20 protein-coding genes are annotated in these 23,980 nt (G+C 73.0%); 4 read left to right on the top strand and 16 right to left on the bottom strand.

Annotation, left to right across the window (positions count from 1 at the left end; translation table 11 throughout):
• Window positions 1-126: 126 nt before the first annotated feature.
• Both ACIHEI_RS32715 and ACIHEI_RS32710 read right to left on the bottom strand, forming a co-directional pair.
• A complete protein-coding gene (locus ACIHEI_RS32715) occupies window positions 127-459 on the bottom strand; it encodes a hypothetical protein (RefSeq protein WP_396609249.1) in 333 nt (110 codons plus the stop codon).
• On the bottom strand, window positions 450-1,682 hold the full coding sequence (locus tag ACIHEI_RS32710) for a hypothetical protein (RefSeq protein ID WP_396609248.1): 1,233 nt from the start codon (window positions 1,680-1,682) through the stop codon (window positions 450-452). Before ACIHEI_RS32710 ends, ACIHEI_RS32715 begins: the two co-directional genes overlap by 10 nt.
• A 434-nt stretch (window positions 1,683-2,116) precedes the next feature.
• On the opposite strand from ACIHEI_RS32710, the gene rsgA reads away from it, so the two are divergent.
• Entirely contained in the window at window positions 2,117-3,199 is a 1,083-nt protein-coding gene (rsgA, locus tag ACIHEI_RS32705; protein WP_396609247.1) for a ribosome small subunit-dependent GTPase A, read from the top strand.
• 127 nt (window positions 3,200-3,326) lie between these two features.
• Here rsgA and ACIHEI_RS32700 read toward each other — a convergent pair whose 3' ends face one another.
• The 3 genes from ACIHEI_RS32700 to ACIHEI_RS32690 form a co-directional block, all read right to left on the bottom strand.
• Window positions 3,327-3,500 (bottom strand): hypothetical protein, encoded by a 174-nt coding sequence (locus tag ACIHEI_RS32700; RefSeq protein WP_396609246.1) that lies wholly within the window; start codon window positions 3,498-3,500, stop codon window positions 3,327-3,329.
• 214 nt (window positions 3,501-3,714) lie between these two features.
• The gene (locus ACIHEI_RS32695; protein ID WP_396609245.1) at window positions 3,715-5,073 is read right to left on the bottom strand and encodes a tetratricopeptide repeat protein; all 1,359 of its coding nucleotides are present in this window, start codon (window positions 5,071-5,073) and stop codon (window positions 3,715-3,717) included.
• On the bottom strand, window positions 5,070-6,800 hold the full coding sequence (locus ACIHEI_RS32690; RefSeq protein WP_396609244.1) for a BTAD domain-containing putative transcriptional regulator: 1,731 nt from the start codon (window positions 6,798-6,800) through the stop codon (window positions 5,070-5,072). The genes ACIHEI_RS32695 and ACIHEI_RS32690 overlap by 4 nt, the downstream gene beginning before the upstream one ends.
• 420 nt (window positions 6,801-7,220) lie before the next feature.
• On the opposite strand from ACIHEI_RS32690, the gene ACIHEI_RS32685 reads away from it, so the two are divergent.
• Window positions 7,221-9,215, top strand: coding sequence for a regulator (locus tag ACIHEI_RS32685; protein WP_396609243.1), 1,995 nt, complete (start codon window positions 7,221-7,223; stop codon window positions 9,213-9,215).
• A 7-nt stretch (window positions 9,216-9,222) separates the two neighbouring features.
• Here ACIHEI_RS32685 and ACIHEI_RS32680 read toward each other — a convergent pair whose 3' ends face one another.
• From ACIHEI_RS32680 to ACIHEI_RS32670, 3 genes are all read right to left on the bottom strand, one after another.
• Window positions 9,223-9,738 carry a methylated-DNA--[protein]-cysteine S-methyltransferase gene (locus ACIHEI_RS32680; RefSeq protein WP_396609242.1) on the bottom strand — a complete coding sequence of 172 codons (516 nt, stop codon included), beginning with the start codon at window positions 9,736-9,738 and terminating at the stop codon, window positions 9,223-9,225.
• Window positions 9,735-11,267 carry a DNA-3-methyladenine glycosylase 2 family protein gene (locus tag ACIHEI_RS32675; RefSeq protein ID WP_396609241.1) on the bottom strand — a complete coding sequence of 511 codons (1,533 nt, stop codon included), beginning with the start codon at window positions 11,265-11,267 and terminating at the stop codon, window positions 9,735-9,737. The genes ACIHEI_RS32680 and ACIHEI_RS32675 overlap by 4 nt, the downstream gene beginning before the upstream one ends.
• 171 nt (window positions 11,268-11,438) lie before the next feature.
• Window positions 11,439-11,915, bottom strand: coding sequence for a MarR family winged helix-turn-helix transcriptional regulator (locus ACIHEI_RS32670; RefSeq protein ID WP_387863815.1), 477 nt, complete (start codon window positions 11,913-11,915; stop codon window positions 11,439-11,441).
• 186 nt (window positions 11,916-12,101) lie between these two features.
• On the opposite strand from ACIHEI_RS32670, the gene ACIHEI_RS32665 reads away from it, so the two are divergent.
• On the top strand, window positions 12,102-13,736 hold the full coding sequence (locus tag ACIHEI_RS32665; protein ID WP_396609240.1) for an MFS transporter: 1,635 nt from the start codon (window positions 12,102-12,104) through the stop codon (window positions 13,734-13,736).
• Window positions 13,737-14,625: 889 nt separating this feature from the next.
• Here the strand turns inward: ACIHEI_RS32665 and ACIHEI_RS32660 are convergent.
• The 3 genes from ACIHEI_RS32660 to ACIHEI_RS32650 all read right to left on the bottom strand — a co-directional run bounded on the left by ACIHEI_RS32660 (window position 14,626) and on the right by ACIHEI_RS32650 (window position 16,518).
• The gene (locus tag ACIHEI_RS32660; RefSeq protein WP_396609239.1) at window positions 14,626-15,294 is read right to left on the bottom strand and encodes a DUF305 domain-containing protein; all 669 of its coding nucleotides are present in this window, start codon (window positions 15,292-15,294) and stop codon (window positions 14,626-14,628) included.
• Complete coding sequence (locus tag ACIHEI_RS32655) at window positions 15,291-15,956, bottom strand: DUF3105 domain-containing protein (protein WP_392948456.1); 666 nt, start codon at window positions 15,954-15,956, stop codon at window positions 15,291-15,293. Before ACIHEI_RS32655 ends, ACIHEI_RS32660 begins: the two co-directional genes overlap by 4 nt.
• A gap of 112 nt (window positions 15,957-16,068) precedes the next feature.
• Entirely contained in the window at window positions 16,069-16,518 is a 450-nt protein-coding gene (locus ACIHEI_RS32650) for a hypothetical protein (RefSeq protein WP_396609238.1), read from the bottom strand.
• A 277-nt stretch (window positions 16,519-16,795) separates the two neighbouring features.
• On the opposite strand from ACIHEI_RS32650, the gene ACIHEI_RS32645 reads away from it, so the two are divergent.
• On the top strand, window positions 16,796-18,250 hold the full coding sequence (locus ACIHEI_RS32645) for a hypothetical protein (protein ID WP_396609237.1): 1,455 nt from the start codon (window positions 16,796-16,798) through the stop codon (window positions 18,248-18,250).
• An 884-nt stretch (window positions 18,251-19,134) separates the two neighbouring features.
• Here ACIHEI_RS32645 and ACIHEI_RS32640 read toward each other — a convergent pair.
• The 5 genes from ACIHEI_RS32640 to ACIHEI_RS32620 form a co-directional block, all read right to left on the bottom strand.
• Complete coding sequence (locus ACIHEI_RS32640) at window positions 19,135-19,761, bottom strand: TetR/AcrR family transcriptional regulator (RefSeq protein WP_392948451.1); 627 nt, start codon at window positions 19,759-19,761, stop codon at window positions 19,135-19,137.
• A 71-nt stretch (window positions 19,762-19,832) separates the two neighbouring features.
• Window positions 19,833-19,994 (bottom strand): hypothetical protein, encoded by a 162-nt coding sequence (locus ACIHEI_RS32635; RefSeq protein WP_392948448.1) that lies wholly within the window; start codon window positions 19,992-19,994, stop codon window positions 19,833-19,835.
• A gap of 70 nt (window positions 19,995-20,064) precedes the next feature.
• Window positions 20,065-20,976 carry a spherulation-specific family 4 protein gene (locus ACIHEI_RS32630; protein ID WP_396609236.1) on the bottom strand — a complete coding sequence of 304 codons (912 nt, stop codon included), beginning with the start codon at window positions 20,974-20,976 and terminating at the stop codon, window positions 20,065-20,067.
• Between the two features lie 183 nt (window positions 20,977-21,159).
• Window positions 21,160-22,203, bottom strand: coding sequence for an agmatine/peptidylarginine deiminase (locus ACIHEI_RS32625; RefSeq protein WP_387645637.1), 1,044 nt, complete (start codon window positions 22,201-22,203; stop codon window positions 21,160-21,162).
• Between the two features lie 32 nt (window positions 22,204-22,235).
• A complete protein-coding gene (locus ACIHEI_RS32620; RefSeq protein WP_387645634.1) occupies window positions 22,236-23,957 on the bottom strand; it encodes an urease subunit alpha in 1,722 nt (573 codons plus the stop codon).
• Between the last annotated feature and the right edge of the window lie 23 nt (window positions 23,958-23,980).

Here is a 23,980-nt window from a genome sequence, read left to right as displayed (position 1 = left end):
AGCCTCCTCGGCCCCTGCGGCTCCCGATTCGCTCGGATCTCGAAGTCCATCGCACCCCTTCAGCTGGGGTGTTGCGACGACCGTTAGAACCCAAGCGTGCCCGGGGCGGGGCTCTTCTGCTTCATCTCACCGGAGGAGCGCACGGCCCGTGACGAGCAGCGCGTGCACGAGCGAGCCGATCAGTGCCGCCGCTTCCGGCGTCGCTTGCGCCGGCCTGACCATCAGCGCGCCGCCGCGGAACCGGACGTGCACCGAACCGTCCGCGCCCACCACCGCGAGCACCGCGCAGCCCGGGTGGCGCCGCCACACCTCCTCCGCCGTCTCCGGGGCCCCGCCGTGCAGCACGTCCGCCAGGTGCCGCACCCGGGCCGGTTCGTCGACCCGGGCCGCCAGGTGCCGGTCGTAGCGGGGGCGGGTGCCGGGTCGGCCGGACAGTTGGACCGTCACAGTCACTGCCACGGGGTGCCTCCCGTCAGCGGGGCGGGCAGCGGCAGCGGGGGTTCGGTGGGCGGGTAGGCCGGCTCGCTCAGCTTCAGCACCTGGTAGAGCAGGCGGCGGATCCGTGGCAGGAACTCGCCCGGTTCCGAGGAGATCCGGGCGGCGATCTCCGCGTACGCCTCCGGCCGGTACACCCGGTCCGCGTACGCGAGTTGGCCGGCCAGCGGGCGGGCCGGGTCCAGCGCCGGGGCGGTCAGTGCCAGTTGCATGCCCGGCGAGCGCGGGTTGACGTCCTGGTGCGGGAACCGGGCGAGCAGAATCCGGGCCCGGGTGAGGGTCGCGTACAGCGTCACCGAGCCGTGGTCGCCGATCACGTAGTCCGCGGCGACCAGCATCGGACGCCAGTCCACCTCCTGCGTCACCAGCGAGACCGAACCGCCGGACACCCCGTCCACCCACCGGCGCACCTGCCAACGTCCGTGGCCCGCCGACACGTTGGGGTGCAGCACCAGCGCGGAGCGGAACCGCCCGGCGGGCAGCTCGCGCACCAGGCGCGGCAGGAACGTGTCCAGTCGGCCGAACACCGAGTTGGGCCCCCAGGTCGAGCAGAGCAGCACCAGCTGTTCCTCCTCCGCCAGCCCGAGCGCCGCCCGGTACTCGGGCCGCCGGGGCAGCGCCGCCGCGATCCGGTCGCGGTCGCCGTCGCCGACCACCTCCGCCAACGGCAGCACCTCCGGACAGGTCCGCTCCAACTCCGTCAGGTCGTCCCGGTGCGCCAGCGCGTACGCCGCCGCGTTCGGCCGGCCCTCCCACAGCAGGGAGTCCCGGCCCAGGCCGTACACCTGCCGCTCGTGCTGAGCCGCACCGGTGCCTGCGCCGCCCTGGTCGCGGGCACCGCTGACCGAACCCACCGGCGGCAGCGCGCGGGTCAACTTCAAGTTCCCGGTCCCGTGCGGCAGTCGCACCACCGGGCCGTGCAACTGATCGATGCCGCGCGGACCGGCCACCAGGATCAGGTCGAACTCGGTGCGCACGGCCTCGTCCCACGGCACCACCGTGCCGCCGAGCCGCATCAGGAACGCGGCCACCCCGTCGTTGAACGCGTGCGGTGCGACGGTGAAGACCACCTGCACGCGCAGATCCGATCCAAGCAGCTCGCAGACTTCGCGCAGCCGCTGGCCGTACACCTCGGTGTGCACCACTGCGAGCACCCGCTTGCAGTTGGGCAGAGTCGCCCATGCCACGAGGCATCCCCCCTTTGTCCTTCCCCGGCCTCCTCGCCGGACGGCGGTGCCCCGTGCACCGCCGCTGGGGGAGAGATGTCCGCGGGCGGTGGCGGAACGGCTGGAGAACCCTTGCGGAACCCTTGCGTCAACTTCCCTGTCATGTAACGGCGTTGGAGATCTCGGGCGGGGCGCCGAAAAATCGGTGGCGGTCGTGGCGGGCGGGCACTAGCGTGGCGTGCGCCGATCGAGGGCACCCCAGGGCGGGGTGCGCGAGGCGCGTCGCAGTGGAGGAGGTGAGGGCTGTGAGCCCTGTCCTTGCAGGTGTTGTTTCCCGCGTTCAGAAGTCCACCAAGTCCTGTATCCCCAGGTTCGCGGCCGACCTCGATCAGGTGTCGCCCATACGCTGACACCGGGCCGGCCGGGGCCACCCGTTCTCCGAAGGGTTCACCCCGTTGCTTTCCGCGACCACTGCTGCCCACCCGCTCTCCAGCCTCGGCTGGGACGAGGGTCGGGCCGCTGCCTTCCACCCGCTCGCCGAGGCGGGCCTGCTCCCCGGGCGGATCACCCGCATCGACCGCGGCCGCTGCGATGTGCTGCTCGTCGATCCCGAGACCGGCGAGCCCGCCACGCTGCGCGCAGACACCCGGCCGGTGACCAGCGCCGACACCATTCACAACCCGTGCACCGGGGACTGGGTGGCCGTCGACCCGGCCGCCCGGCCACTGCCCGCCGTCACCACCGTGCTCCCCCGCACCACCGCGATCATCCGCAAGGGCGCCCACAAGCGCTCCGAGGGTCAGGTGCTGGCCGCCAACATCGACACCGTCCTGATCGCCGTCTCACTTGCCGCGGAACCCGACCTGGGCCGGGTGGAGCGTCTGCTCGCCCTCGCCTGGGAATCCGGGGCCGAACCGCTGATCGTCCTCACCAAGTCCGACTTGGTCCACGACGGCGAATTCGTCCGGGCGGACGTGGAGGCGGTCGCACCCGGGGTCCCGGTGCTGACGGTCAGCGCCGAGACCGGAGCCGGCATGGACGCACTGCGCGCCCTGGCCACCGGCTCCTGCGCCCTGATCGGCCAGTCCGGGGCCGGCAAGTCCACCCTCACCAACGCCCTCGGGGGCACCGACACCATGACGGTCCAGCAGGTTCGTTCCGTCGACGAGAAGGGTCGGCACACCACCACCACTCGCGAACTCGTCCCGCTCCCCGGCGGCGGCGCCGTCATCGACACCCCGGGCCTGCGCGGCGTCGGCCTGTTCGGTGGCGAGGGCATCGACCTCGCCTTCGCCGACATCGACCAGCTCGCGTCCGGCTGCCGCTACGACGACTGCTCGCACCGCACCGAACCCGCCTGCGCCGTCCGCGCCGCCCTCGCCGACGGCACCCTCCCCGAGCGCCGCTGGGAGTCGTACCTAAAGCTGATGCGCGAAAACGCTTGGATCGCGTCCCGCGCCGACGCCCGCCTCCGCGCCGAACGCGCCCGCCACCACAAGTCCCGCACCAAGGCAGCCCGCACAACCTACCGCCCCTGACACGCCGCTCCGCGCCCCGGGCAAGCCCGGGGCGCGGAGCGGGTGGTGCCAATGGCCGCCAACTGAGCCTGCCCTGACGCGGACTCGGCCGAGGGCCGCCGGTGTGGTCCGAGATTTGCCGGGCCGGCTATACGGGAGTGGCGGAGTAGTTCTGCTTCCCGGTCATCCATATGCCCGTCCAGGCCTGGGTGGTGCTCTGGCTGTTGGGCGATATCGGCGTGGTCACGACGTGCACGCCTACGAAGTACAGGCCTGCCGCGACAAGGACACCGGAGAGGGCTCGCGAGGGAATTGTGCGCATACCGTTCCATTGTGCTGGTCCACCGGGAGGGTGGACTGATCAACATCGAATGTCGGAACGATAGCTCACGGCACCGTCAGATTGCCCAGGGTGGAATGATCATGGGTCTGGTTACTATTCAGTATGGCGAGTATTGGGTGGCGTCCCGGTCGGGAGTGATCGAAATCTGGCGCGGATGCGCATAATTGAACAGCATGTGCCGCATTCGGTCGGGCTACTCCGGGCCCGGCTTCGCGGGGTTCGTGCCGGTGCGATGAAACTCGGCCATCGGGCGGGCGGCGGTCTCCTCTCGGTGGGCCCGCGGTGCGGGTGGTGCGTAGAGGAGTCGCTCTGCTTGCCCCAGTCCGGCGAGAGCGGTCGCGGCCTCGTCGACTGCGCCGATCTGTCGGGACAGGGTCAAGGATCGGCGGAAGAGCTCGGCGGCGCTGCCCGGTCGTCCGGCTGCCAGCTGAACGCCGCCCAGGACGTTTGTGGCATCGATCTCGTGCTTGGGGCTGCCCGTCCGACGGAAAGTCTGAATTGCCGAATCCAGGAGAGCGGTCGCTTCTACGGATTCCGCCGGAAGGTGCACGGTCTGGGCGAGATTCAACCGTACGATGGCCATCGCCATGGAATCCTGTGCCACTGCCTCATGTCGGGAGAGTCGGGTGAACGTGCGCCTGGCCGATTCCTTATCGCCAATTTCGAGCAGCAGTCCACCGATGTTGTTCAAGGTGTTCAGCTGTCCTTTTAGGTCGTCCAGCTCCTCGAATATTGAAAGAGCCTCGGAGAAGCTCTTCCGGGAGGTCTTGTGGTCGCCGGTGCGGGCGGCGAGCAGCCCCGTGTTGTTGAGGGCCCGGGCGAGACCCCAGCGGTCCTCCGTGGACCGGCGAAGCTGAAGGACCTCGTGCTGGAGCTCCATCGCGCGGGCGAACTCCCCGCGTTCCCAGTGCACTTCGCCGAGGCGGCCGAGCGCCTCGGCCTGCGCCGTCCGGTCCCCTGCCGTGCGGGCAAGCGCCAGCGCCTGCTCGGCGCCGGCGGTGGCCTCCGCGTACTGGGAGACGCGGAGCTGGATCATCGAGAGGCCGATCAGCGCGTGGACCTCGTTCTGTGGGTGCGCGGCCGAACGCCAGTGCCGGGCGGCTTCCCGATGGACCCGAAGGGCTTCGTGCCACAGGCCGGCGGCTTCAAGGTGGGGCGTCAGGAGGTGGGCGAGCCAGGCGGCGGGGGCGGGGCGTCCGTTGGCTCTGAGGGTGTGCTCCACCGCGAGCAGGGCCGGCATCTCCGTGGCGAGCCAGGTCCTGGCTTCGTCCGGGCCGAGCCAGTCCGGAAGGTGGGGGAAGTCGCGGGCCGCCGGGGCGAGGAGCTCGGCCGGGACGGGGAGGCGGAACTGGTGCGGATTGATCAGCCGGTCCGCCCGGTCCACCGTGGCAATGGCCACCGACACCAGTCTTCGGAAAGCGCCGGAACGGGCGTGCTCCGGGTCGATCCGGAGGCTGGTCTCCTGGGCGAATTCCCTTATCAGGTCATGGAATCCGAATCGATCCGGAGTGCGCTCGTCGATCAGATGGACGGCCAGCAGATCCTCGATCAACCGCTCTGCCCGGTCGGGGGGCACCCGATCAGTGCGGCGCCCAGGTAGGCGCCGAAGCCGTCGCCGGGATGGAGGCTCAGGCGGTGCAGTGCCAACTGATGGCCGGCGTCCAGGGCTTGGTACGACATGGCAAAGCTCCGGTCGATGCCGCCGTGGCTGTCTCTCAGCTCGTCGAGCCGGCCGTTCCTGCGGGAGAGCCGTTCGGCGAGGTGGTCCAGGGTCCAGGACGGGCGGCCCCTGAACCGGCCGGCAGCGATGTGGAGAGCCAAAGGATGGCGGGCGCAGAGCCTGGTGATGTCGGTGACACGGGCGGGATCGGTGGTGCGCGCGGGGCCGACAAGGCGGGTGAACATGTCGGTGGCGGCCTGGGGCGTCAGGGCGTTGAGCGGGATGGTGCTGACAGTGGGGAGCTCGGCCATCCGGCGGCGGCTGGTGATCAGGATGAACGACGTGGGGGCGGCGGGCAGCAGGGGGCCGATCTGATCGGGTCCCGCGGCGTCGTCGAGCACCACCACGGCATGCCGCTGGGCGAGCAACTCGCGGCAGTGGGCGAGGAGTTCGTCGGGCTCGACCGGAATCTCGGATGACGGGATCCCGAATTGGCGCAGCAGCGCGGTCGCGGCGCTCTCCGGTCCGCGATCCTCCTGTTCGCCGGAGTGCGCGCCGAGTCGGAGCAGGACGGCGCCGTCCTCGAAGGATTCGTGCAGGCGATGCGCGGCGGCCAAGGCGAGGGCGGTCTTGCCGCAGCCGGGCATTCCGCTGACGGCGACCACCGGCAGTGAGGCCGGGCGGGCGTTCGGGCTCATCGGCCACTCGCCCCGTGCGGCTGCCACCAGGAGATCCAACTCCCTGTCCCTTCCAACCAGTTCGGGGGCCGGCGGCAGCGTGGTGGGCCGTCGGCTGGGAGCCGGGGCCGATGGCGGTGCGCTGATGATGGTGCGTTGGGGCGGGACGGTGTGGTCGAGCAGTTCGCGGCGCAGCATGCGTTCGTGCAGCCGGTTGAGAGTCTCGTCGGGCTCGGTTGCGAGGTCGTCGCGCAGACGGCGGCGAATGCGCCGATACGCGGCGAGGGCCTCGGCGATTCGGCCGCATCCGTAGAGGGCGGTCATCAGCTGTGCGGCGACCTGTTCGTTCCACGGCTGCTCGTCGGCGAGTTCGGCGAGGTCGGGGACGAGATCGGCGTAGCGGCCGAAGCGGAGTTCGATCTCGCAGCGGGTCACCGAAGCGGCGAACCTGCGGCCCTTCATCAGGCTGCGCATCTGTGCGGCCCACAGTCCGGGCAGCCCGGCCAGTGGTTCGCCCTGCCAGATGTCCGAGGCACGGTCGAGTGCGGCCAGCGCGCCGCGGTCGTCCCCGACCTCCACCAGGCTTCGGGCCTGGACCGCCAGCCGGTGGAACAGTTGCCAGTCCACCTGGTCAGTCTCGGCGCGTAACACGTACGTCCCGGAACGAGAGATGCTCTCCACCGGCGGCCCGTCGGCGCTTCCGGCGGTCTCGTTCGCCTTGCGCAGTGCGGACCGCAGTCGGGAGATGTAGACCTGAAGAGTCCCGGCGGCGCTAGGCGGAGGCTCGCCGTCCCACAGGCGTTCGGCCAGGGTGTCGGGGGAGACGGGGCGCTCCGGATCGATGGCGAGACAGGCGAGCAACGTTCGAACCTTGCGTGAACCGATGGACAGCGGCTCTCCACGGGCCGAGAGTTCGACGGTTCCCAACAAGTGCACGTACATCTCGGTGCCTCCTGTCGCCGGTTCCTCGGACGCAGGAGGTGAGCATGGCACGGGTGGGGGCATGCTGCTATAGCACCTCTGAGTTTCCCATAGCCTGCTTTCCGAGTTGCTTGGATTTCGGTGGCGGTCATCTGCTAGGGGCCGGGAGCTCGTCCGAGGGGCAACGGCCGCTCAACGGCGCCGGGCGACAGTTGCGGAGTTCCACGCCCGGGTGGGTGTTGGTGGCCTGGTGAAAGAGGTGGGGAAGTCGGTGCGAGGTTCCGGGCTCGGCCGAATCGATCGATCCAGTGGAGGAACGAGCACGTGGAAGGCCACCGAAATTCCGTCACCGGCCAGGCCCGGATCGAGGGCGTCGCGCTTCAGGCGGGTGACGTCCATGGGGGCGTACACATTCATTCATACGCTCCGGCGCTGCTTCCAGTGCCACAACAGCTTCCGCCCGCCCCCTCGCGCCTCCTCGGGCGCGAGAACGAACTCGCCGCGCTCGACCGGGAATTGACTACGCCCTCACCGCCGGGTGGCCGCTACCTGCTGCTCGTCGGCCCGGCAGGCGTGGGCAAGACCGCGCTCGCGGGCAGCTGGCTGCGCCGCCGGGCGGCAGAGTTCCCGGACGGGCTGTTCTACGCCGATCTGCGCAGCCATGCCCCCGGTGGCCCGACCGATCCGGTTGAGGTGCTGGGCGCGTTCCTGCGTGCGCTGGGCCTCGCCCGGGTGCCCGCCGAACTGCACGAGGCGGCCGCGCTCTGGCGCTCCGCCACGGCGAGCCGACGGATCGGCATCCTGCTGGACAGTGCTGCCACCGCCGCCCAGGTCCGCGCACTGCTGCCCGGGGCCGAGGGCTCCGTCACGGTGGTGACCAGCCGCACCCGGTTGGACGGACTGTCCATGGACGGCGCCGCAGTCTTCCCGGTCGGTCTGATCGACCGGGCCGCGGCCACCGAACTGTTGACCCGGAGGATAGGCGAGGACCGGGTCGCCGCCGAACTGCCCGCCGTCGAACAGGTGGTGAGTCGCTGCGCCGGACTGCCACTGGCGATCTGCGTGGCCGGCGCGAGGATGGCCTCGCGCCCCCGCCAGCCGCTCGCGGCGACCGCCGAGGCGCTGCGCCGGGAGGCCGATCGACTGGCGGCGTTGCGGTTGGACGGTGAGACCGCGGTGCGCGGTGCGCTGGACGCCTCGTACCGGGTGCTGGATCGGGCGGCGGGCCGGCTGTACCGGCTGCTAGGGCAGCTCCCGCTGACGGAGTTCACACCGGAGACTGCCGGCGCCGCCGCCGAGCTCTCCTGGGCCGACGCCGACGCCACGCTCGACCTGCTCGCCGGGACGCACCTGCTGGAGGAGCGGGGCGACGGCCGCTACCGGTTCCACGACCTGGTCCGGCTGCACGCCAGGGAGCGCGGGCAGGCCGAGGACCCGCCCGAGCAGTGCGAGGCCGCCGTGCGCCGGGTCGGTGAGCACTACCTGGCCGCGACCACCGTGGCCGAGGCTCTGATCATGCCCAGCCACCGTTTCCTCGCCCGGGACTACCTGCAACCTCCCCTGCACGTACCGGAGTTCACCGAGGAGACGGAGGCGCTCGACTGGTTCGACCGGGAACGCGACCAGCTCGCCGCCGTGCTCCGGGAAGCTTCCCGGAACCGCCGGTACACCCTGGTGTGGCAGTTGGCGGACGCGATGCAGCCGATGTTCATCCGCCTCCGGTCGTACGCGCTCCAACTGGAGGCGCACACGCTGGCGTTGGACGCCACCCGGAAGGCCGGGGATCGGATCGCCGAGCAGTGGATCCTAACGTCCGGCGGGCAGGGGCTGCGCGGCGCGGGAAAGACCCGGGAGTCTGCCCAGTGGTACGCGGACGCACTCGTGGTGGCGCAGGAGAACGGTGACCGGCGGGCCGAGGGTCAGGCCCTGATCGGGCTCGGGCACGCGCACCGTGACCTCGGCGAGCTCGACTCCGCGCGTGCCCGGTTCGAGCAGGCGCTGGTGTTGTGGGAGGCGATCGGCTACCGGCGGGGCGTCGGTCTGCTCCGGGTGGCGCTCGGCGAGGTCGCGACGGATGCCGCGGACGAGGCCGAGTCGGTGCGGCAACTGTCCGCGGCCATTGAGGACTTCACGGCCGTCGGTGACCAGTACGAGGTGTTCCGGGCGCAGGCGATCCGGGGCCGGGCATACCTGATGGCCCGGCGGTACGAGCAGGCCGAGGCCGATCTGGCGGCCGCCCGGGCGGGCTTCGTCGCGGCGGGCGCACCGCATTGGCAGGCGCGCAGTATCGAGTGGCTCGGCGAACTCGCCCTGGCGAAGGGAGAGGTGGACCTCGCCCGGAAGCGGTTCACCTCCTCGTGCGAGTTGTACCGGAGTGTCGCCGCCCCCGACACCGCGCGGCTGGCCCGGCGGGTTGAGGAGCTTGTGGGTGGCTGATCGGTGGTCAGAACAGTTGCCCGGTGGCCTTGCCGTTCTCGTGGGCGAGCAGCCAGCGCTTGGCGTCGATGCCGGCGGCGAAGCCGGTGAGGCTGCCGTTGGCGCCCATGACGCGGTGGCAGGGGCGGATGATCAGCAGGGGGTTGGCTCCGACGGCGCCGCCGACGGCGCGGACGGCGTTCGGGGACTGGCCTGCGGCGTCGGCGAGTTGGCCGTAGGTGACGGTGGTGCCGTAGGGGATGTCGTCGATGCTCTGCCAGATCCGGCGGCGGAACTCGGTGCCGACGGGGGCGAGCGGCAGGTCGAAGGTGGTGCGCTCGCCGGCGAAGTACGCGGTGAGCTGCTCGACGACGGGGGCGAGCGTGTCCGGGTCGGGCTGCCAGTCGGCGGCGGGCTCGGCGAGCGCGTACTTCTGGCCGGGGGCGGTGACGGCGGTCAGGGCGAAGCCGTGCTCCTCGTCGAGGGTGCCGCTGAGCAGCAGGGTGCCGAGCGGGCTGTCCATGGTGGTGAAGACGGTGGTCATGCCGGTTCCTTGCGGGTCTCGCGGATTCGGGTGGCGGTGTGGTGGGCGGAGGCGGCCGACCACAGGTGGTGCAGGGCGTAGGAGCGCCAGGGCGCCCAGGCGGCGGAGCGGTCGGCGGAGCTGCGCGGATCGCCGCTCTCGCCGAGGGCGCGCAGGCCGTCGCGGACGCCGATGTCGGTGGGGAGGAAGACGTCCGGGTCGGCGAGGGCGCGCATCCGCAGGTAGCCGACCGTCCACGGGCCGATGCCCGGGAGGGCGAGCAGCTCGGCGGCGGCCTGTTCGCGGTCCACGCCCGGGTCGAGCCGGACGGTGCCCTCGGCGAGGGCGGCGCACAGGCCGAGCAGGGCGCGGCGGCGGGCCTGCGGCATCGCCAGGTGCTCGGGATCGGCGGCGGCGAGCGCGTCGGCGGTCGGGAACAGCAGGCGCAGCCCGCCGTCCGGGGACGGCAGCGGGGTGCCGTACGTCTCGGCGAGCCGACCGGCCAGGGTGCGGGCGGCGGCGACGCTGATCTGCTGGCCGAGGACGGCGCGGACCGCGAGTTCGTGCGGGTCGACGTGTCCGGGGGAGCGCAGTCCGGGCCGGGCCGCGGCGAGCGGGGCGAGCAGCGGGTCGGCGGCGAGCCGGTCGTCGACCGCGTCCGGGTCGGCGTCCAGGTCGAACAGGGCGCGCAGCCGGTGCACGGCCGTGGTGAGGTCGCGCAGGTCGCTGAGCGTGAGCCGGCAGTCCAGCCAGCCGCGGGCCCGGTCGTCGCCCGGGGCGAGCCCGTCGACCTCGGCGATGCCGTGCCCGTACGGCAGTGCCAGGGTGCGCCGGTAGGTGCGGGTGCCGGGACGCGGGCCGGGGGCGACCTCCTCGACGCCCGGGACGGCTCGCAGCGCGAGGAAGTCCAGCAGGTGCTCGGTGTCGACGGCGCCCCGGTACGCGAGCCGCAGACCCAGCGCGCCGGCCGCGACGGGGGCGCGGCGGTGGCCGCCGCGCTCGGTGCGCAGCGTGCTGGGGGTGCGGTCGTAGACCTCGCGGATGGTGTCGTTGAACTGCCGCACCGAGGCGAAGCCCGCCGCGAACGCCACGTCGGTGACCGGGAGTTCGGTGGTCTGCAGGAGCAGCCGGGCGGTCTGGGCGCGCTGCGCGCGGGCCAGTGCGAGCGGGCCGGCGCCGAGCTCGGCCGTCAGCTGGCGCTGGAGCTGCCGGGCGCTGTAGCCGAGCCGGTCGGCCAGCCCCGCGACGCCCTCCCGGTCCACCACGCCGTCGCCGATCAGCCGGACGGCCCGGCCGACCAGGTCGGCCCGGTGGTTCCACTCGGGCGAGCCCGGCACCGAGTCGGGCCGGCAGCGCCGACAGGCCCGGTAGCCCGCGCCCTGCGCGGCGGCCGCGGACGGGAAGAACGAGCAGTTGGTGCGCTTGGGAGTGGTGGCCGGGCAACTCGGACGGCAGTAGATGCCGGTGGTGCGGACGGCCGTGAAGAACACCCCGTCGAAGCGGGCGTCCCGGCTGTGCACGGCTCGGTACCTGGTCTCGTCGTCGATCACGCCATCCAGTCTGCGTCATCCCCGGAGGGCCGACTGGCGGAAATCGGACGTCGCCATGCCTCGGCTGGTGGCGCGGTGGGGTCGGCGTGCGGGGTCGGCGCCTGTGTGGGTGTGGGCGCGGTGGGGTCGGCGTGCGGGGTCGGTGCCTGTGAGGGGGCGAGTGCGGTGGGGTCAGCGTGCGGGGTCGGTGCCCGCGAGGGTGTGGGCGAGGTGGTCGAGGCCGGGGAGGGCCTGCATGACGGCTGCGCGGTCGGCGGGGGTGAGGCTCAGGAGGGCGCTGGCGAGGCGGCGTTCGTGGGCGCTCTGCCAGTCGCGGAGCTGCTGGTGACCGGCCTCGGTGAGGGCGATCCGGGCGGTGCGGCGGTCCCCCGGGTCGGGTTGGCGGTCGACCAGGCCGGCGTCGAGGAGCTTGGAGATCAGACCGCTGACGGTGTTGGGCGCCAGGCGTTGACGAGCGGCGAGTTCGCCGACCCGCATGGGGGCGACGGCGAGGGTCTGGAGGAGCTCGACCTGGGCCATCGGCAGCGCCTCCCAGGGGAACTCGGACCGGATGGAGCTGCGCAGGGCACGGCGCAGTCGGGTGATCACATCGGTGAGCTGCTGGGCCCCGGCGAGTGCGTCGGGCGCGGGCTGGGGCTGCGAAGACATGGCGGACAGCGTAGCGCCAGGTGGTGTCGGTGCTGCTCCAGGTCCCGACGTTGACCAGCGAGGACGGTTGCCCGGGCGGTGCGGCGGGGCTGCGGCGGGGCTGCCGCAGGGCTGTCGGGATGGTGGATGGCTCGGGGTCGGAAACAGTCCTTGAGCGATTATGTCGGTAGCAGATATATTCGACTCATGGCCGAACCTGCCGTTGCCCCCAGGCTGCTCGACGCCCTGCAGCGCGCCGAACGCCCGCGCCCGCGCGCCGTCGCACGCTGGCCGCACGCGCACTGGCTGGCCGTCGGCACGGTCTGCCTCGGTGCGTTCCTCGGCCAGCTGACCGCGAGCGTCACCTCACTGGTGTTCCCCGCGCTGGAACGCCGGTTCGACGCGGGCTTCGCCGCCGTGGAATGGGTGTCGCTCTCCTACCTGCTGGTGCTGGTCGCCCTGCTGGCCCCGGTCGGGCGGCTGTCCGACCTGGTCGGCCGCAAAACCATGTACCTGGCCGGTTTCGCCGTGTTCGCGGCCGCCTCACTTGCCGCCGGACTGGCCGACAGCCTGGCCGTACTGGTGGCCTGCCGCGCAGTACAGGCCGTCGGCGGCGCGATGATGCAGGCCAACAGCGTGGCACTGGTCGCCCGCGGCGTACCGGAACGGGCGATGCGCACCGCACTCGGCATCCAGGCCGCCGCCCAGGCCCTCGGCCTCGCCCTCGGCCCGACCCTCGGCGGCCTACTGGTCACCCACACCTCCTGGCGCTGGGCGTTCTGGGTCAACGTCCCGATCGGGGTGCTCGGCATCCTGGCGGGCTGGTTCCTGCTACCGCGAACCTTCCCGGACGGCGCGAGGCCGTGCGGCGGGCAGGTCGGGGACGGGCGGGCTGGGGGCGTGCGGGCCGAAGGCGGGCGGATCTGGGATGGGCAGGCCCAGGCCGGGGGTGGACACGTCGGCATCGGGGGCGGACGGGCCGAGGGCTGGCGGATCGGCGGGCGGGCCGTCAGCGGGCGGGTAGGGGATCGACAGGCCGGGGGCGGACGGGTCGGGGGCGGGCGGGCCGGGGACAGGCAGGTCGAAGGTGGCGGACGGTTCGACCTGGCCGGGCTGCTGCTGCTGGCCACCGCGTCGACGGCGCTGCTGCTGGCGCTGTCCGCCGCGTCCGGGTTGCCGCTGCCGGGCTGGGCGGTGGCCGGGCTGGCGTTGCTCGCGGTTGTCGCGGCGGCCGGGCTGGTCCGGCAGGAGCGGCGTGCGGACCGGCCGATCGTCCCTCCCGGACTGGTGAACACCCCGGGTATCCGGGCTGGGCTGCTGGTGGCGCTGATCGGCTACCTGCTGCTGTTCTGTCCGCTGGTGCTGGAGCCCGTGGTGCTGGCCGGTCGCGGGGTGTCAGCCGGCACGGCCGGGGTGGTGATCACCGCGCTGCCCGCGGCGTTCGCGCTGGCCGCCACGGTCGGTGGCGGGCTGCTGCCGCGCGGCTGGAGCGACGCGGTGCGCTGCCGGGCCGGTGCGCTGGCCGCCGCGGCCGGACTGCTGGCGCTCGCCGCGCTGCCCGCGCCCGGAGCCGGCACGACGGTGCTGCCGCTGCTGGTGACCGGCTACGGCCTCGGGCTGCTGCTGCCCGCCAACAACGCGCTGGTGATGCGGGCGATACCTGCACAGAGCTCGGCCGTGGGCGGCGGCCTGGTGAACATGGTGCGCAGCCTCGGCACCGCACTCGGCACTGCCCTGCCGGTGCTCGCCGTCCACCTCGCCGGACCGGCGTCCGGCGGCCGGGCGGTCCTGCTGCTGCTCGCGGCGGTCGCCGCACTGGCGGCCCGCCTGTCCGCCCGCTGACGTCATGCCGCAACCGCCCGCCAGGTGCACGGTCGGGAACGTCCGCCGGCGCCCGGCCGGGTTCGCCCGCTGACGCCGTGTCGGGAGCGCCGACCGGGGGAACTGTCGAGACCGCCCGTCAGACGTACGGCTGGGACGCCCGCCAGGTGCAGTGCCGGGGACGTCCATCGGCGTGCTGCCGGGAACGACTGCCGACCTCATGTTGGGGACGCCTACCGGCGTGCTGCCAGGAACGACAGGTGACCTCACGTCGGGAACGTCCGTCGGCGCCCGGCCGGGTTCGCCCACTGACGCCGTGCCGGGAACGCCCATCGGCGCATGGCCGGGTTCGCCGCCTGACGCCGTGCCGGGAACGCCCCACCGGCGTGCGGCCGGGAACGCTCGCCACACGTGCGGCCAGGAATGACCGCCGACCTCATGTCGGGGACGCCCGCCGGTGTGCTGCCGCGGCCGTCGGCTGACGCCATGTCGGGATCGTCACCGGCATGCGGCCGGGACCGCCCGCCGGGCGCATGGCCGTGCCCGACTGCTGCCGCCACGCCGCGACCGCCCGCCGGGCGCATGGCCGTGCCCGACCGCTGCCGCCACGCCGCGACCGCCCGCCGACGCGCCGCTGCCGCCACTGGCGCACTGTCGGAAATGCCCGCCAGGCGCGCCGCCGAGACCTCCCACCGCTCCGCCACCGCGACCGCCCACCGGCGCGCAGCCGCGACCGCCCACCGGCGCACAGCCGCGACCGTCCGCCGGTGCCGTGCCGCGACCGCCCCCACCCCAGCGCCGCGCCGGATCGCGCGAGGGGCGCCGCCCGGGCGTTAGCGCCGCGCCGGATCGCGCGAGGGGCGCCGCCCGGGCGTTTCCGGGTGGCGCCCCTCGTGGGCGGTTGACGGCGTCAGGAACTCGGCGGTGCGCCGCGTTCCGTGAGCATGGTGGTGATCAGGTCGATCTCGGCCTTCTGGCCGTTGACCATGGTCTGCGCGAGCCGCTTCTCGACGTCGTTCTTCGCCGCGTCCACGTACGCCTGGGCCATGTCCGCGCCGCCCCGGTGGTGGGCGAGCATCAGCTGGAGGTAGAACACCTCGGCGTCCTTGCCGCTGAGGGTGCGGAGTTTGTCCAGGTCGGCGTTGGTGGCCATGCCGGGCATGAGCGAGCCGTCGTGGGCCTCGTAGGTGTGGCCCATCCAGGTCATCGGCTTGGCCGCGCTGGTTTGGGTGAGGCCCCACTGGTCGAGGTAGCCCATCAGCATGCCGCGCTGGTTGGCCTGCGTGTTGATGATGTCGAACGCCAGGGTGCGGACCGCCTGGTCCTGGGTGCGGTCTCGGACGATGAACGACATGTCGATCGCCTGCTGGTGGTGGGTGGCCATGTCGCGGGCGAAGCCGGCCTCCGCCGAGTCGGTGCTCGGGGTGGAGGAGGAGCTCCCGGACGCCGGGGTGCTGCTGGAGACCAGCGCGGGCACGCCGAGGCCGAGCGCGACGACCGCCGCCAGCGCGGCGGGCCACCACAGGGTGCGGCGGCGCCGGCCGGCGGCGGGCTGCGACGGTTCCAGGTCGGCGGTCACATCGCGCCCGAGCTGCAGGAGGCGCCGGGCTCCTGGGTCTGCGGGCCCTGCACGTACTTGGTGAAGAACTGGTCGATCCGCGGGTCCTTCGAGTTGTCGACGATCAGCTGGGTGCCCCAGGCGCTCAGCGTGATGGTGCCTTCCTCGTCGGGGTAGGGGCTCATCAGGCTGTAGGGAGTGGCCTTGACCTTCTCGCTCAACGCCTTGATGTCGTCGGGGTTGGCCTTGCCGTTGTAGGTGACCCAGACCGCGCCGTGCTCCAGGGAGTGCACCGCGTTCTCGTTCTTCACCGGCTGGTCGTAGACGGTGCCCATGCAGGTTGCCCAGACCGGGTTGTGGTCGCCGCCGACCGGCGGGGTCTGCGGGTATTTGACCTCGGTCTGGACGTGGGTGCGGGACAGGTTGTCCCAGGTCTTGACGCCCTCGATCGGCGACTTCGCCGCCTCGGTCTGCTGGTTCTTCTTGTTCTTGGCGTCCAGCGCCAGCCAGGTGCCGCCGCCGACCATGGCGAGCACCAGCCCGGCCGAGAGGGCGATGGTGAGGATCTTGTTGCGGCGCTCACGGCGCTGCTCGATCGCGCGCAGCTCGGCGATCCGGGCCCGGCGGTCGGCCTGCTGTGCGGACTTGCTTCCCTGCCGGGGCTGCTTGTAGGCGGAACCCATGAGTGATGTCCTTGTCCCCGCCGTGCGGTTCACGGCGGTCTGCGGTGGGGTTGGGGCAGCGGAGCCGCCGACCGCCCCTTCGTCGGGGAAACGGGTCGGCGGTGGGTTCCGCTCAGGACCGGTGAACCTGGAGGACGTGCAGGTCGGGCGCGTGGTGCGGCGCCGGTCGGACGTCGCACGCCGGGGCGGCGGGCGACGCGGGGGGAGCCACCAACTGCGGCAGGACGACCGCGCCGGGCTGCGGGGGCGCGTTCGGGAGCTGCGACTCCGGGCCGCAGAAGGAGTGACTGGAACAGCCGTGACCGGGCACCCGGCCCGGGCCGTCCGCGGTGCACAGGATGAGCACGCCGGGGCCGTCCGGTGCCAGCGCGTGCTGGTGTCCGGACGGTGCGCCGACCCGGTCCCGGTCCGCGAAGACGGCGGCCGCCGCCGGAACGACGGTGGACACCGCCTGGACGGACGTGACGGGCGCGGGGGGCACGGAGCTCGCCGTGCGGGCGTTCGCCGCGCACGGCAGCAGCGCCAGCAGGGCGGCCAGCAGCACGGACCACAGCATCGCCACGGGCCGGAATACCGCGTACGCGGTCCCTTCCCGGGGTCGAGTGCGAAGTCCTGGCGCGGTCATGCGCACATATTAATCAGCCGATCGGGTGAAGCGATGCCCCTCTTGGGCTCCGAATTTCCCCCGCGCGGCCCATCGCTGCGGCTCATTTCGACCGGCAGTGGCCGGAACCCCACCCCGGCGTCGGTGCGATGTTCCGATTCCCGGACACCGTCGTTGTGCTTCGGAAGAATGACTTGACGTCCGGCTATTCCACGGATCAATCAGGAGCCGTCAGTTGAACGAGCAGGGCGCACCCGGGCCGAGCCGACCCGACGACGCCTGGTGGCACACCGTCTACGCGGGCCCCGCCGGCACCCTCCCCGACACTCCCGACGCCGTCGCCGACACCTCGTCCGTGGACGAATGGTTCACCTCCGCCGTCGGCCTCTTCGACACCCAGGACGGGCCCGCCACCGAGCACACCCCCGTGGATGCGGTGGCGCACCCGGAACCGTCCCTGCGTAGCTGGGCCGAGGCCGCCTGGCCCGAGATCTGCCCGACCGACGACGACGCACCGGCCGAGCAGCCGCACCAGCCGCACCCCACCGAACCGCCCGCCGAACCGCCCGCCGAACCGCCCGCCGAACCGCCCGCCGTTGCGGAGCCGGAGCCGGAGCCGGAGTCGGAGCCGGAGCCGGCCCCGGTGGCGGTCGCGGTGGCGGTTGCGGTACCCGAGGCCCCGATGGAGCCCGAGGCCATCGCGGAGCCGGATGCCGCAGTGGCCCCGCCGTCGGAGCGCGGCGCGCCCTGGCGCGGGCCGGAGGCGCCGGCGGTGCCGCATGTCGGGGAGCGGCCGCCGACGTACGCCGCCGAGCCGACCGCGCTGCCGGTCACCGACCCGGACGGGCTGGCCGGCATCGTGCCGGACACGGCCATCGACGGCGCCCAGTTCGCGGCGACCACGCTGCGGGCCGTGTCGATCCGCGGCGACTCCGCCCGCTACCGGGGCGAGCCGCGGCGCGACGCGCTGCTCACCGTCCGGTTCGGGGAGGCCGAGGACGGGCTGGTGCTGACGGTGCTCGCGGGCCCGGCGCGGCGGGCCGACGCCGCGTCGGGTTCCGCCGCGGCGGCGGACGCGGCCCGGCAGTTGGCCGTCGCGATCGGGCGCAGCCGCGCCGAACTCGCCGCCGACCTGCGGGCCGGAGCCCGCGACCGGCTGCGGTACGGCCTGCAGCGGATCGCGCTCCAGGCGGCGGCCCGGCTGCGCGGCGACGCCGAGAACACGGTGCCGGAGGGGGCCGAGCCGGAAGCCCTTCAGGAGACGCCGGCGGAGGAGACCGCCTCGCTGCACTGCCTGCTGATGTCCACCGACCCGGCGGCCACCCACCGGGCCGCGTTCGGCACCGGCCCGGGCGGGCTGTACCTGCTGCGGTCGGGACACTGGATCGACGCGTACGCGGCCCGGCTGCTCCACCACCCGGACGGCCAGCCCCCGTTGCCCCCGGCCGCGCGGCAGGCGCCGCGCCCGTTCCGGTTCCGCCTGGTGCCGGCCACCTCCGGCGACATCCTGCTGCTGTGCACCCCGGGCCTCGCCGACCCGATCGCCGAGGAGCCGGCCGTCGCGCACTTCCTGTCCAGCCACTGGGCGCACCCGCACCCTCCGGGCACCGTCGACTTCCTCCGCCAGATCCAGGTCCGCGCCAAGGGCTACGCCGACGACCGCACGGCGGTGGCGGTCTGGACGGAGTGACGCCCGCGACGGGGGCTCCGCCCCGTGCGGCAGCCGCACGGGATCCGGTGCGGCCAGGCTGGACCCGTTCGGGCCGGTGCCCGTTGGCGTCGTGCGGGCTTCGTCCGGAGGAGTGGTAGCCGGGTGGCTCGGTGAGGCCCGGCCGGTGGCGGTGGGTCTGTTCCGGCCGGTGCCCGTTGCCGGGCCGCCGCGGGTGCCCGTCGGTGCTTCCGGTTTCGTGCCGGACCGGGTCGGCCGGGTGCGCGGGTGGCCTGCGGGTGGTGAGCGGCGGCTTCGCCGGGAGGGGCGGTGAGGCCCGGCCGGTGGCGGTGGGTCTGTTCCGGCCGGTGCCCGTCGCCGCCTCGCTGCGCGCGCCCGTTGGCGTCGTGCGGGCTTCGTCCGGAGGAGTGGTAGCCGGGTGGCTCGGTGAGGCTCGGCCGGTGGCGGTGGGTCTGTCCTGGCCGGTGCCCGTTGCCGGGCCGCTGCGGGGGCCCGTCGGTGCTTCCGGTTCCGTGTCGGACCGGGTCGGGCGGGTGCGCGGGTGGCCTGCGGGTGGTGAGCGGCGGCTTCGCCGGGTGGCGCGGTGAGGCCTGGCCGGTGCCCGTTGCCGGGCCGCTGCGGGTGCCCGTCGGTGCTGCCGGTTCCGTGCCGGACCGGGTCGGCCGGGTGCGCGGGTGGCCTGCGGGTGGTGAGCGGCGGCTTCGCCGGGTGGGGCGGTGGTTGCCCGGTGTGGCGCGGCATCCGATCGTGAACGCCCTGCCGCTTGCGTTCGTCGGCGGCCCGGTGCCCAACGGCCGGTGGCCGGTGGCCGGTTGCCCGTGGCACGCCGTCGGTGGCCGGGCCTGTGCCGGTCGCGTTCCCTCGGCCCGTGCCGAAGCCGTGGCGCCCGTCCGACCGCTGCTCCGCTACTCCGCCGCCTTCGCCGGGACGCCGAGGAGGGCGTGGGCGGCGGAGGTGGCGTGGGCGGTGGCCTGGGGGCGGGTGGTGGCGGGGAGGCCGATGGCGAGGGGGATGGCGAGGCCGTCGAGGAGGGCGCGGAGCTGGGTGGCGCGAGCGGGAGCGGGGGTGTCGGCGACGGTTGTGAGGACGCCGGTGGTGAGGCCCTCGGTGATGAGTGCGGTGAGGTCGTTCTGCCAGGGGGTCTCGATGTCGGGCTGGCCCTGGCGGAGTTCTGCGGTGCCGGGGGAGCGGCTCCACACCTCGATCCACAGGATCCAGCGGGGGTCGCCGGGGCCTTCGGGCAGGTAGAGGTCGATGTAGCGGGCGAGCCGTTCGAGTACCGGCAGGTCGTGGCGGGCGAGTTCGCGGGTGCGGCGTTCGCCGAGCTGGGCCTCGCTCCAGCGGAGGGTTTCCAGCAGGAGCTGGTCCTTGCTGCCGAAGTAGTAGAGCAGGTGTCCGGCGCTCATGCCGAGCTGCTGGCCGAGGCCGGCCATGGTGAGGCGGGCGAGGCCGTGTTCGGCGATGGCGGCGCGGGCGGCCGCGTACACCTCTTCCCGCGGGCGGGCCGGGCGGCGGGTGCGTGGCGGGGCCATCCGCTCTCCTCGTTGCTGGCTGTCCGGCGTCCAGTTTCCCGTACGGGGCGGGGCGGGGGTGCGGCCGGGGGTCACCAGCCGCTGTGTTCGCGTCCTTCGGCGGTCTCCTGCCGGCCGTGGTCGAGGCCGGCCCGGTAGGCCTTGCGGAGGACGGCGGCGGCCTGTTCGCGGTCCAGTCCGGGGGCGAGGCGCAGCAGTTCGTCGGTGAGTTCGTCGAGCGTGGGGGGTGTCATGCCTCCATGACACCCCGGCGGGGCCAGGCCCGCCCCTCCTGTCGACGAAGGGGTGGGCCCGGCCGGGAGGTCAGCCGATGGTGGCGGCGTACGAGGTCTCCGCGCCGAAGCCCCAGGCGGGGGTGGCGTCCCACGGGTTGGGTTCGACGTCGTCGGTGGCGTACGCGTACCCGGCGCCGCGGGTGAACGCGGTGCTGAGGGCGGTCTTCATGGCGGTGGCGTTGGGCGTGGCGTGGATCAGGTGCCAGTAGGAGGTGCCGTCGGGGTCGAACCCGGCGCCGGGGTAGTAGCCGGCGGTCAGGTTGAAGACGTTCCCGCCCAGGTAGTTGTTGATGTAGTTGTCGTATGTGCCTTCGAAGGTGACGAAGGTGTCGGCGGTGCGCTTGCCGGGCTCCAGGAAGCAGTCCTGGACGGCGGTGCCGGGGTTGTTCACCACCAGTTCCTGCACGGTCGGGTCGATCGAGTGGACGAGTGCCTGGACCTGGTGGCGCAGGTCGAGGTAGAAGTCGCGTTCGACGTTGTTGACGCCGCAGTTGCGGCTGCTGGTGTCGAAGAAGATGCCGTCGACGTGCAGCTTGCCGTCCGGGGTGACCAGGTAGTTGCGGACGTCCTTGAGCACGGCGTCCCGGTCGCGCCCGGTGGCTTCGGTGTGCACGTAGCCGATCACCTTGGTGTGCTCGCCGGTGGGGGTGGTCTTGGCGCGCAGCGCGTCGGCGCGGGCCTGCCAGTCGGCGGCGAACGGGGCTTCGCCGCTGCCCGGGTTGAGGATGACGACGGACGGCGCGGGCGTGGTGGCCTGGACGTTCAGCAACATCGGGTAGTCCGGGAAGCTGTAGGCCGGGATGCCGATCTCCAGGCCGCGGGTCGAGGCGGTGGTGGCGGCCGGGGTGGTGCCGGCGCCGGCCTGCGGTGCGGCGGTGGCGCCGACGGCGAGCAGCGAGCCGAGGAGCAGGGCGGTGAGCCCCTTCGCGCGAATGCGCATGCGTGGATCCCCCAATGCTGGGCGGGCGCCCCCCTGGCGCCGCACGGGCATGCTAACCAGTGACGCGCGTTCCGAGGCCGAATACCGGAGATCGTTCGCAGGAGTTCACCGGCGACCGGACGGCCGGTCGGTGACGGAGCGTCGGCTCCACCACTGACCGGCCGTTCGATGCGTGAGGAGGCGTCAGGCCTTCGGCTGCTGCTGGGTGATGCAGTGGATGCCGCCGCCGTTGGCGAAGATCTCGCGGGCGTCGACCAGTTCGACGGTCCGGCCGGGGTACGCCTTCTCCAGGATGGCCTTGGCCTGCTCGTCGCGCGGGTCGTCGAAGGCGCACAGGACGACGACGCCGTTGGCCACGTAGTGGTTGATGTAGGAGTAGTCGACGGGCTCGCCATCCTCGTCGAACAGGACGGTGGGGGCCGGGAGTTCGATGACCTCCAGGCTGCGGCCCCGGGCGTCGGTGGCGGAGCGGAGGATCCCGGCGAGCTCCTGGCAGACCGCGTGGTCGGGGTGCGCCGGGTCGGGCTGGGAGTGCACGACGACGGTGCCGGGGCGGACGAACGAGGCGACGATGTCGATGTGGCCGCGGGTGCCGAACTCGTCGTAGTCGCGGGTCAGTCCGCGCGGCAGCCAGATCGCCTTGGTGGTGCCGAGGTGCGCGTGCAGTTCGGCCTCGACCTGCTCGCGGGTCCAGTCGGCGTTGCGGCCCTCGCCGAGCTGGACGGTGTCGGTGACCAGGACGGTGCCCTCGCCGTCGACGTGGATGCCGCCACCCTCGTTGATCAGACGGGAGGCGAAGCGCCGCACGCCGGCCAGCTCGGTGACGTGTTCGGCGATGTGCTGGTCGTTGTCCCAGCGGGCCCAGGACTGGGCGCCCCAGCCGTTGAACACCCAGTCGGCTGCTGCCAGTTGACCTTCGCCGTCGATCAGGAAGGACGGGCCGATGTCGCGCATCCAGGCGTCGTCCAGCGGGCGCTCGACGATCTCCACGTCGGGGGAGAGATAGGGGCGGGCAGCCTCGGTCTCGCCGGTGTTGACGACCAGGGTGACCGGCTCGTGGCGGACGATCGTGTTGGCGACCTCGGCCCAGGCGCGGCGGGCCGCGTCCAGCTGCTCGGCTCCGTCGAAGGTCGGGTTCGGGGTCGGGAAGGCCATCCAGGTGCGCTCGTGCGGGTGCCATTCGGCGGGCATCCGGAAGCCGAGCGAGGCGGGGGTGGGGGAGGTCATGAGGAATCAAGTCCTAGGAAAGTGAGGGGAGTTCACAGGAAGTACAGGCGGCTGAGGGAGACCGAGTCGGCGGGCGCGGAGCGCAGCGGTTCGCCGTCCAGCGAGACCAGGCCGGTCGCCGAGACGTCGACCTGTCCGAGCCGGCCGTTGCGCAGCATCGAGCGCGGGCCGATGCCCCGGGTGCCGCGCACTCCCACCCGCCGCCTGCGGGTGGGCAGTTGGTCGCCCGCGACGTCCAAGTAGGCGGAATCGGCGGCGGCTTGGGCGACGAACGCCACCGAGAGGTCCGCGGCGGTGGCGCCGTGCGCGCCGAACTGCGGCCCCAGCACCAGGGGTTCGCACCGGTCGGTGGAGGCGTTCGGGTCGCCGACCACGCCGTACGCGGGGAAGCCGGCCTTCAGCACCAGCTGCGGCTTGGCGCCGAAGTGGTCCGGCCGCCACAGCACGATGTCGGCCAGCTTGTCGACCTCGATCGAACCGACCTCGTGCGAAAGCCCGTGCGCGATGGCCGGGTTGATGGTCAGCTTGGCGATGTAGCGCAGCACCCGCTCGTTGTCGTCGCCGCCCTCGGCGGTGCCGTACGAGCCGGTGCCGTCCAGCGGGCCGAGTTCGGCCTTCATCTTGCCGGCCATCGCGAAGGTGCGGCGCACCGTCTCGCCGGCCCGGCCCATGCCCTGGGCGTCGGAGGAGGTGATGCCGATGACCCCGAGGTCGTGCAGCACGTCCTCGGCGCCCATCGTGCCGGCCCGGATCCGGTCGCGGGCCATCGCGGCGTCGCCCGGCAGGTCGGGCTTGAGGTCGTGGGCGGAGACGATCATGTCGTAGTGCTCGCCCAGCGCGTCCCGGCCGAACGGCAGGGTCGGGTTGGTGGAGGAGCCGATCACGTTCGGCACGCCCGCCATCTTCAGCACGTTCGGCACGTGGCCGCCGCCGCAGCCCTCGATGTGGAAGGCGTGGATGGTGCGGCCCTCCAGCACCGCGAGGGTGTCCTCCACCGACAGGCATTCGTTCAACCCGTCGGTGTGCAGGGCAACTTGGACGTCGTACTCCTCGGCGACCCGCAGCGCGGTGTCCAGCGCCCGGGTGTGCGCGCCCATGTCCTCGTGCACCTTGAAGCCGGACGCGCCGCCCTCGGCGAGCGCCTCCACCAGCGGAGCCGGGTCGGAGGACGAACCGCGGCCCAGGAAGCCGATGTTGACCGGCCAGGCGTCGAAGGAGTTGAACGCGTGCCGCAGCGCCCACGGCGAGTTGACGCCGACGCCCCAGACCGGGCCGAACTCCTGGCCGATGATGGTGGTCACGCCGGAGGCCAGCGAGGCCTCCATGATCCGCGGCGACAGCAGGTGGACGTGGGTGTCGATGGCGCCCGCGGTGGCGATCAGGCCCTCGCCGGAGACGATCGTGGTGCCGGTGCCGACCACCACCTCCACGCCGTCCAGGGTGTCGGGGTTGCCGGCCCGGCCGATCGCCGAGATCCGGCCGCCCCGGATGCCGATCGAGGTCTTCCGGATGCCCTGCACCGCGTCGATCACCAGCACGTTGGAGATCACCACGTCGCAGGTCTCGCGGACCGCGGCCGGCTTCAGGTGCAGCCCGTCGCGGGCGGTCTTGCCGAACCCGGCGAGGAACTCGTCGCCCGGGGCCTGCGAGTCCGACTCGACCCGGACGATCAGCCCCGAGTCGCCGAGCCGGACCCGGTCGCCGGCCCGCGGGCCGTGCACCGAGATGTAGTCGTGCGGGGTGATAGCACTCATGCGTGGTGATCCTTCCTGGTGCG

It is taken from the genome of Kitasatospora sp. NPDC051984, from assembly GCF_044593455.1.
In the GTDB taxonomy this organism is placed as follows: Bacteria; Actinomycetota; Actinomycetes; order Streptomycetales; family Streptomycetaceae; genus Kitasatospora.
Note: the sequence above shows the minus strand (reverse complement) of the source record. Positions and strands in the feature narration are given on the sequence as shown.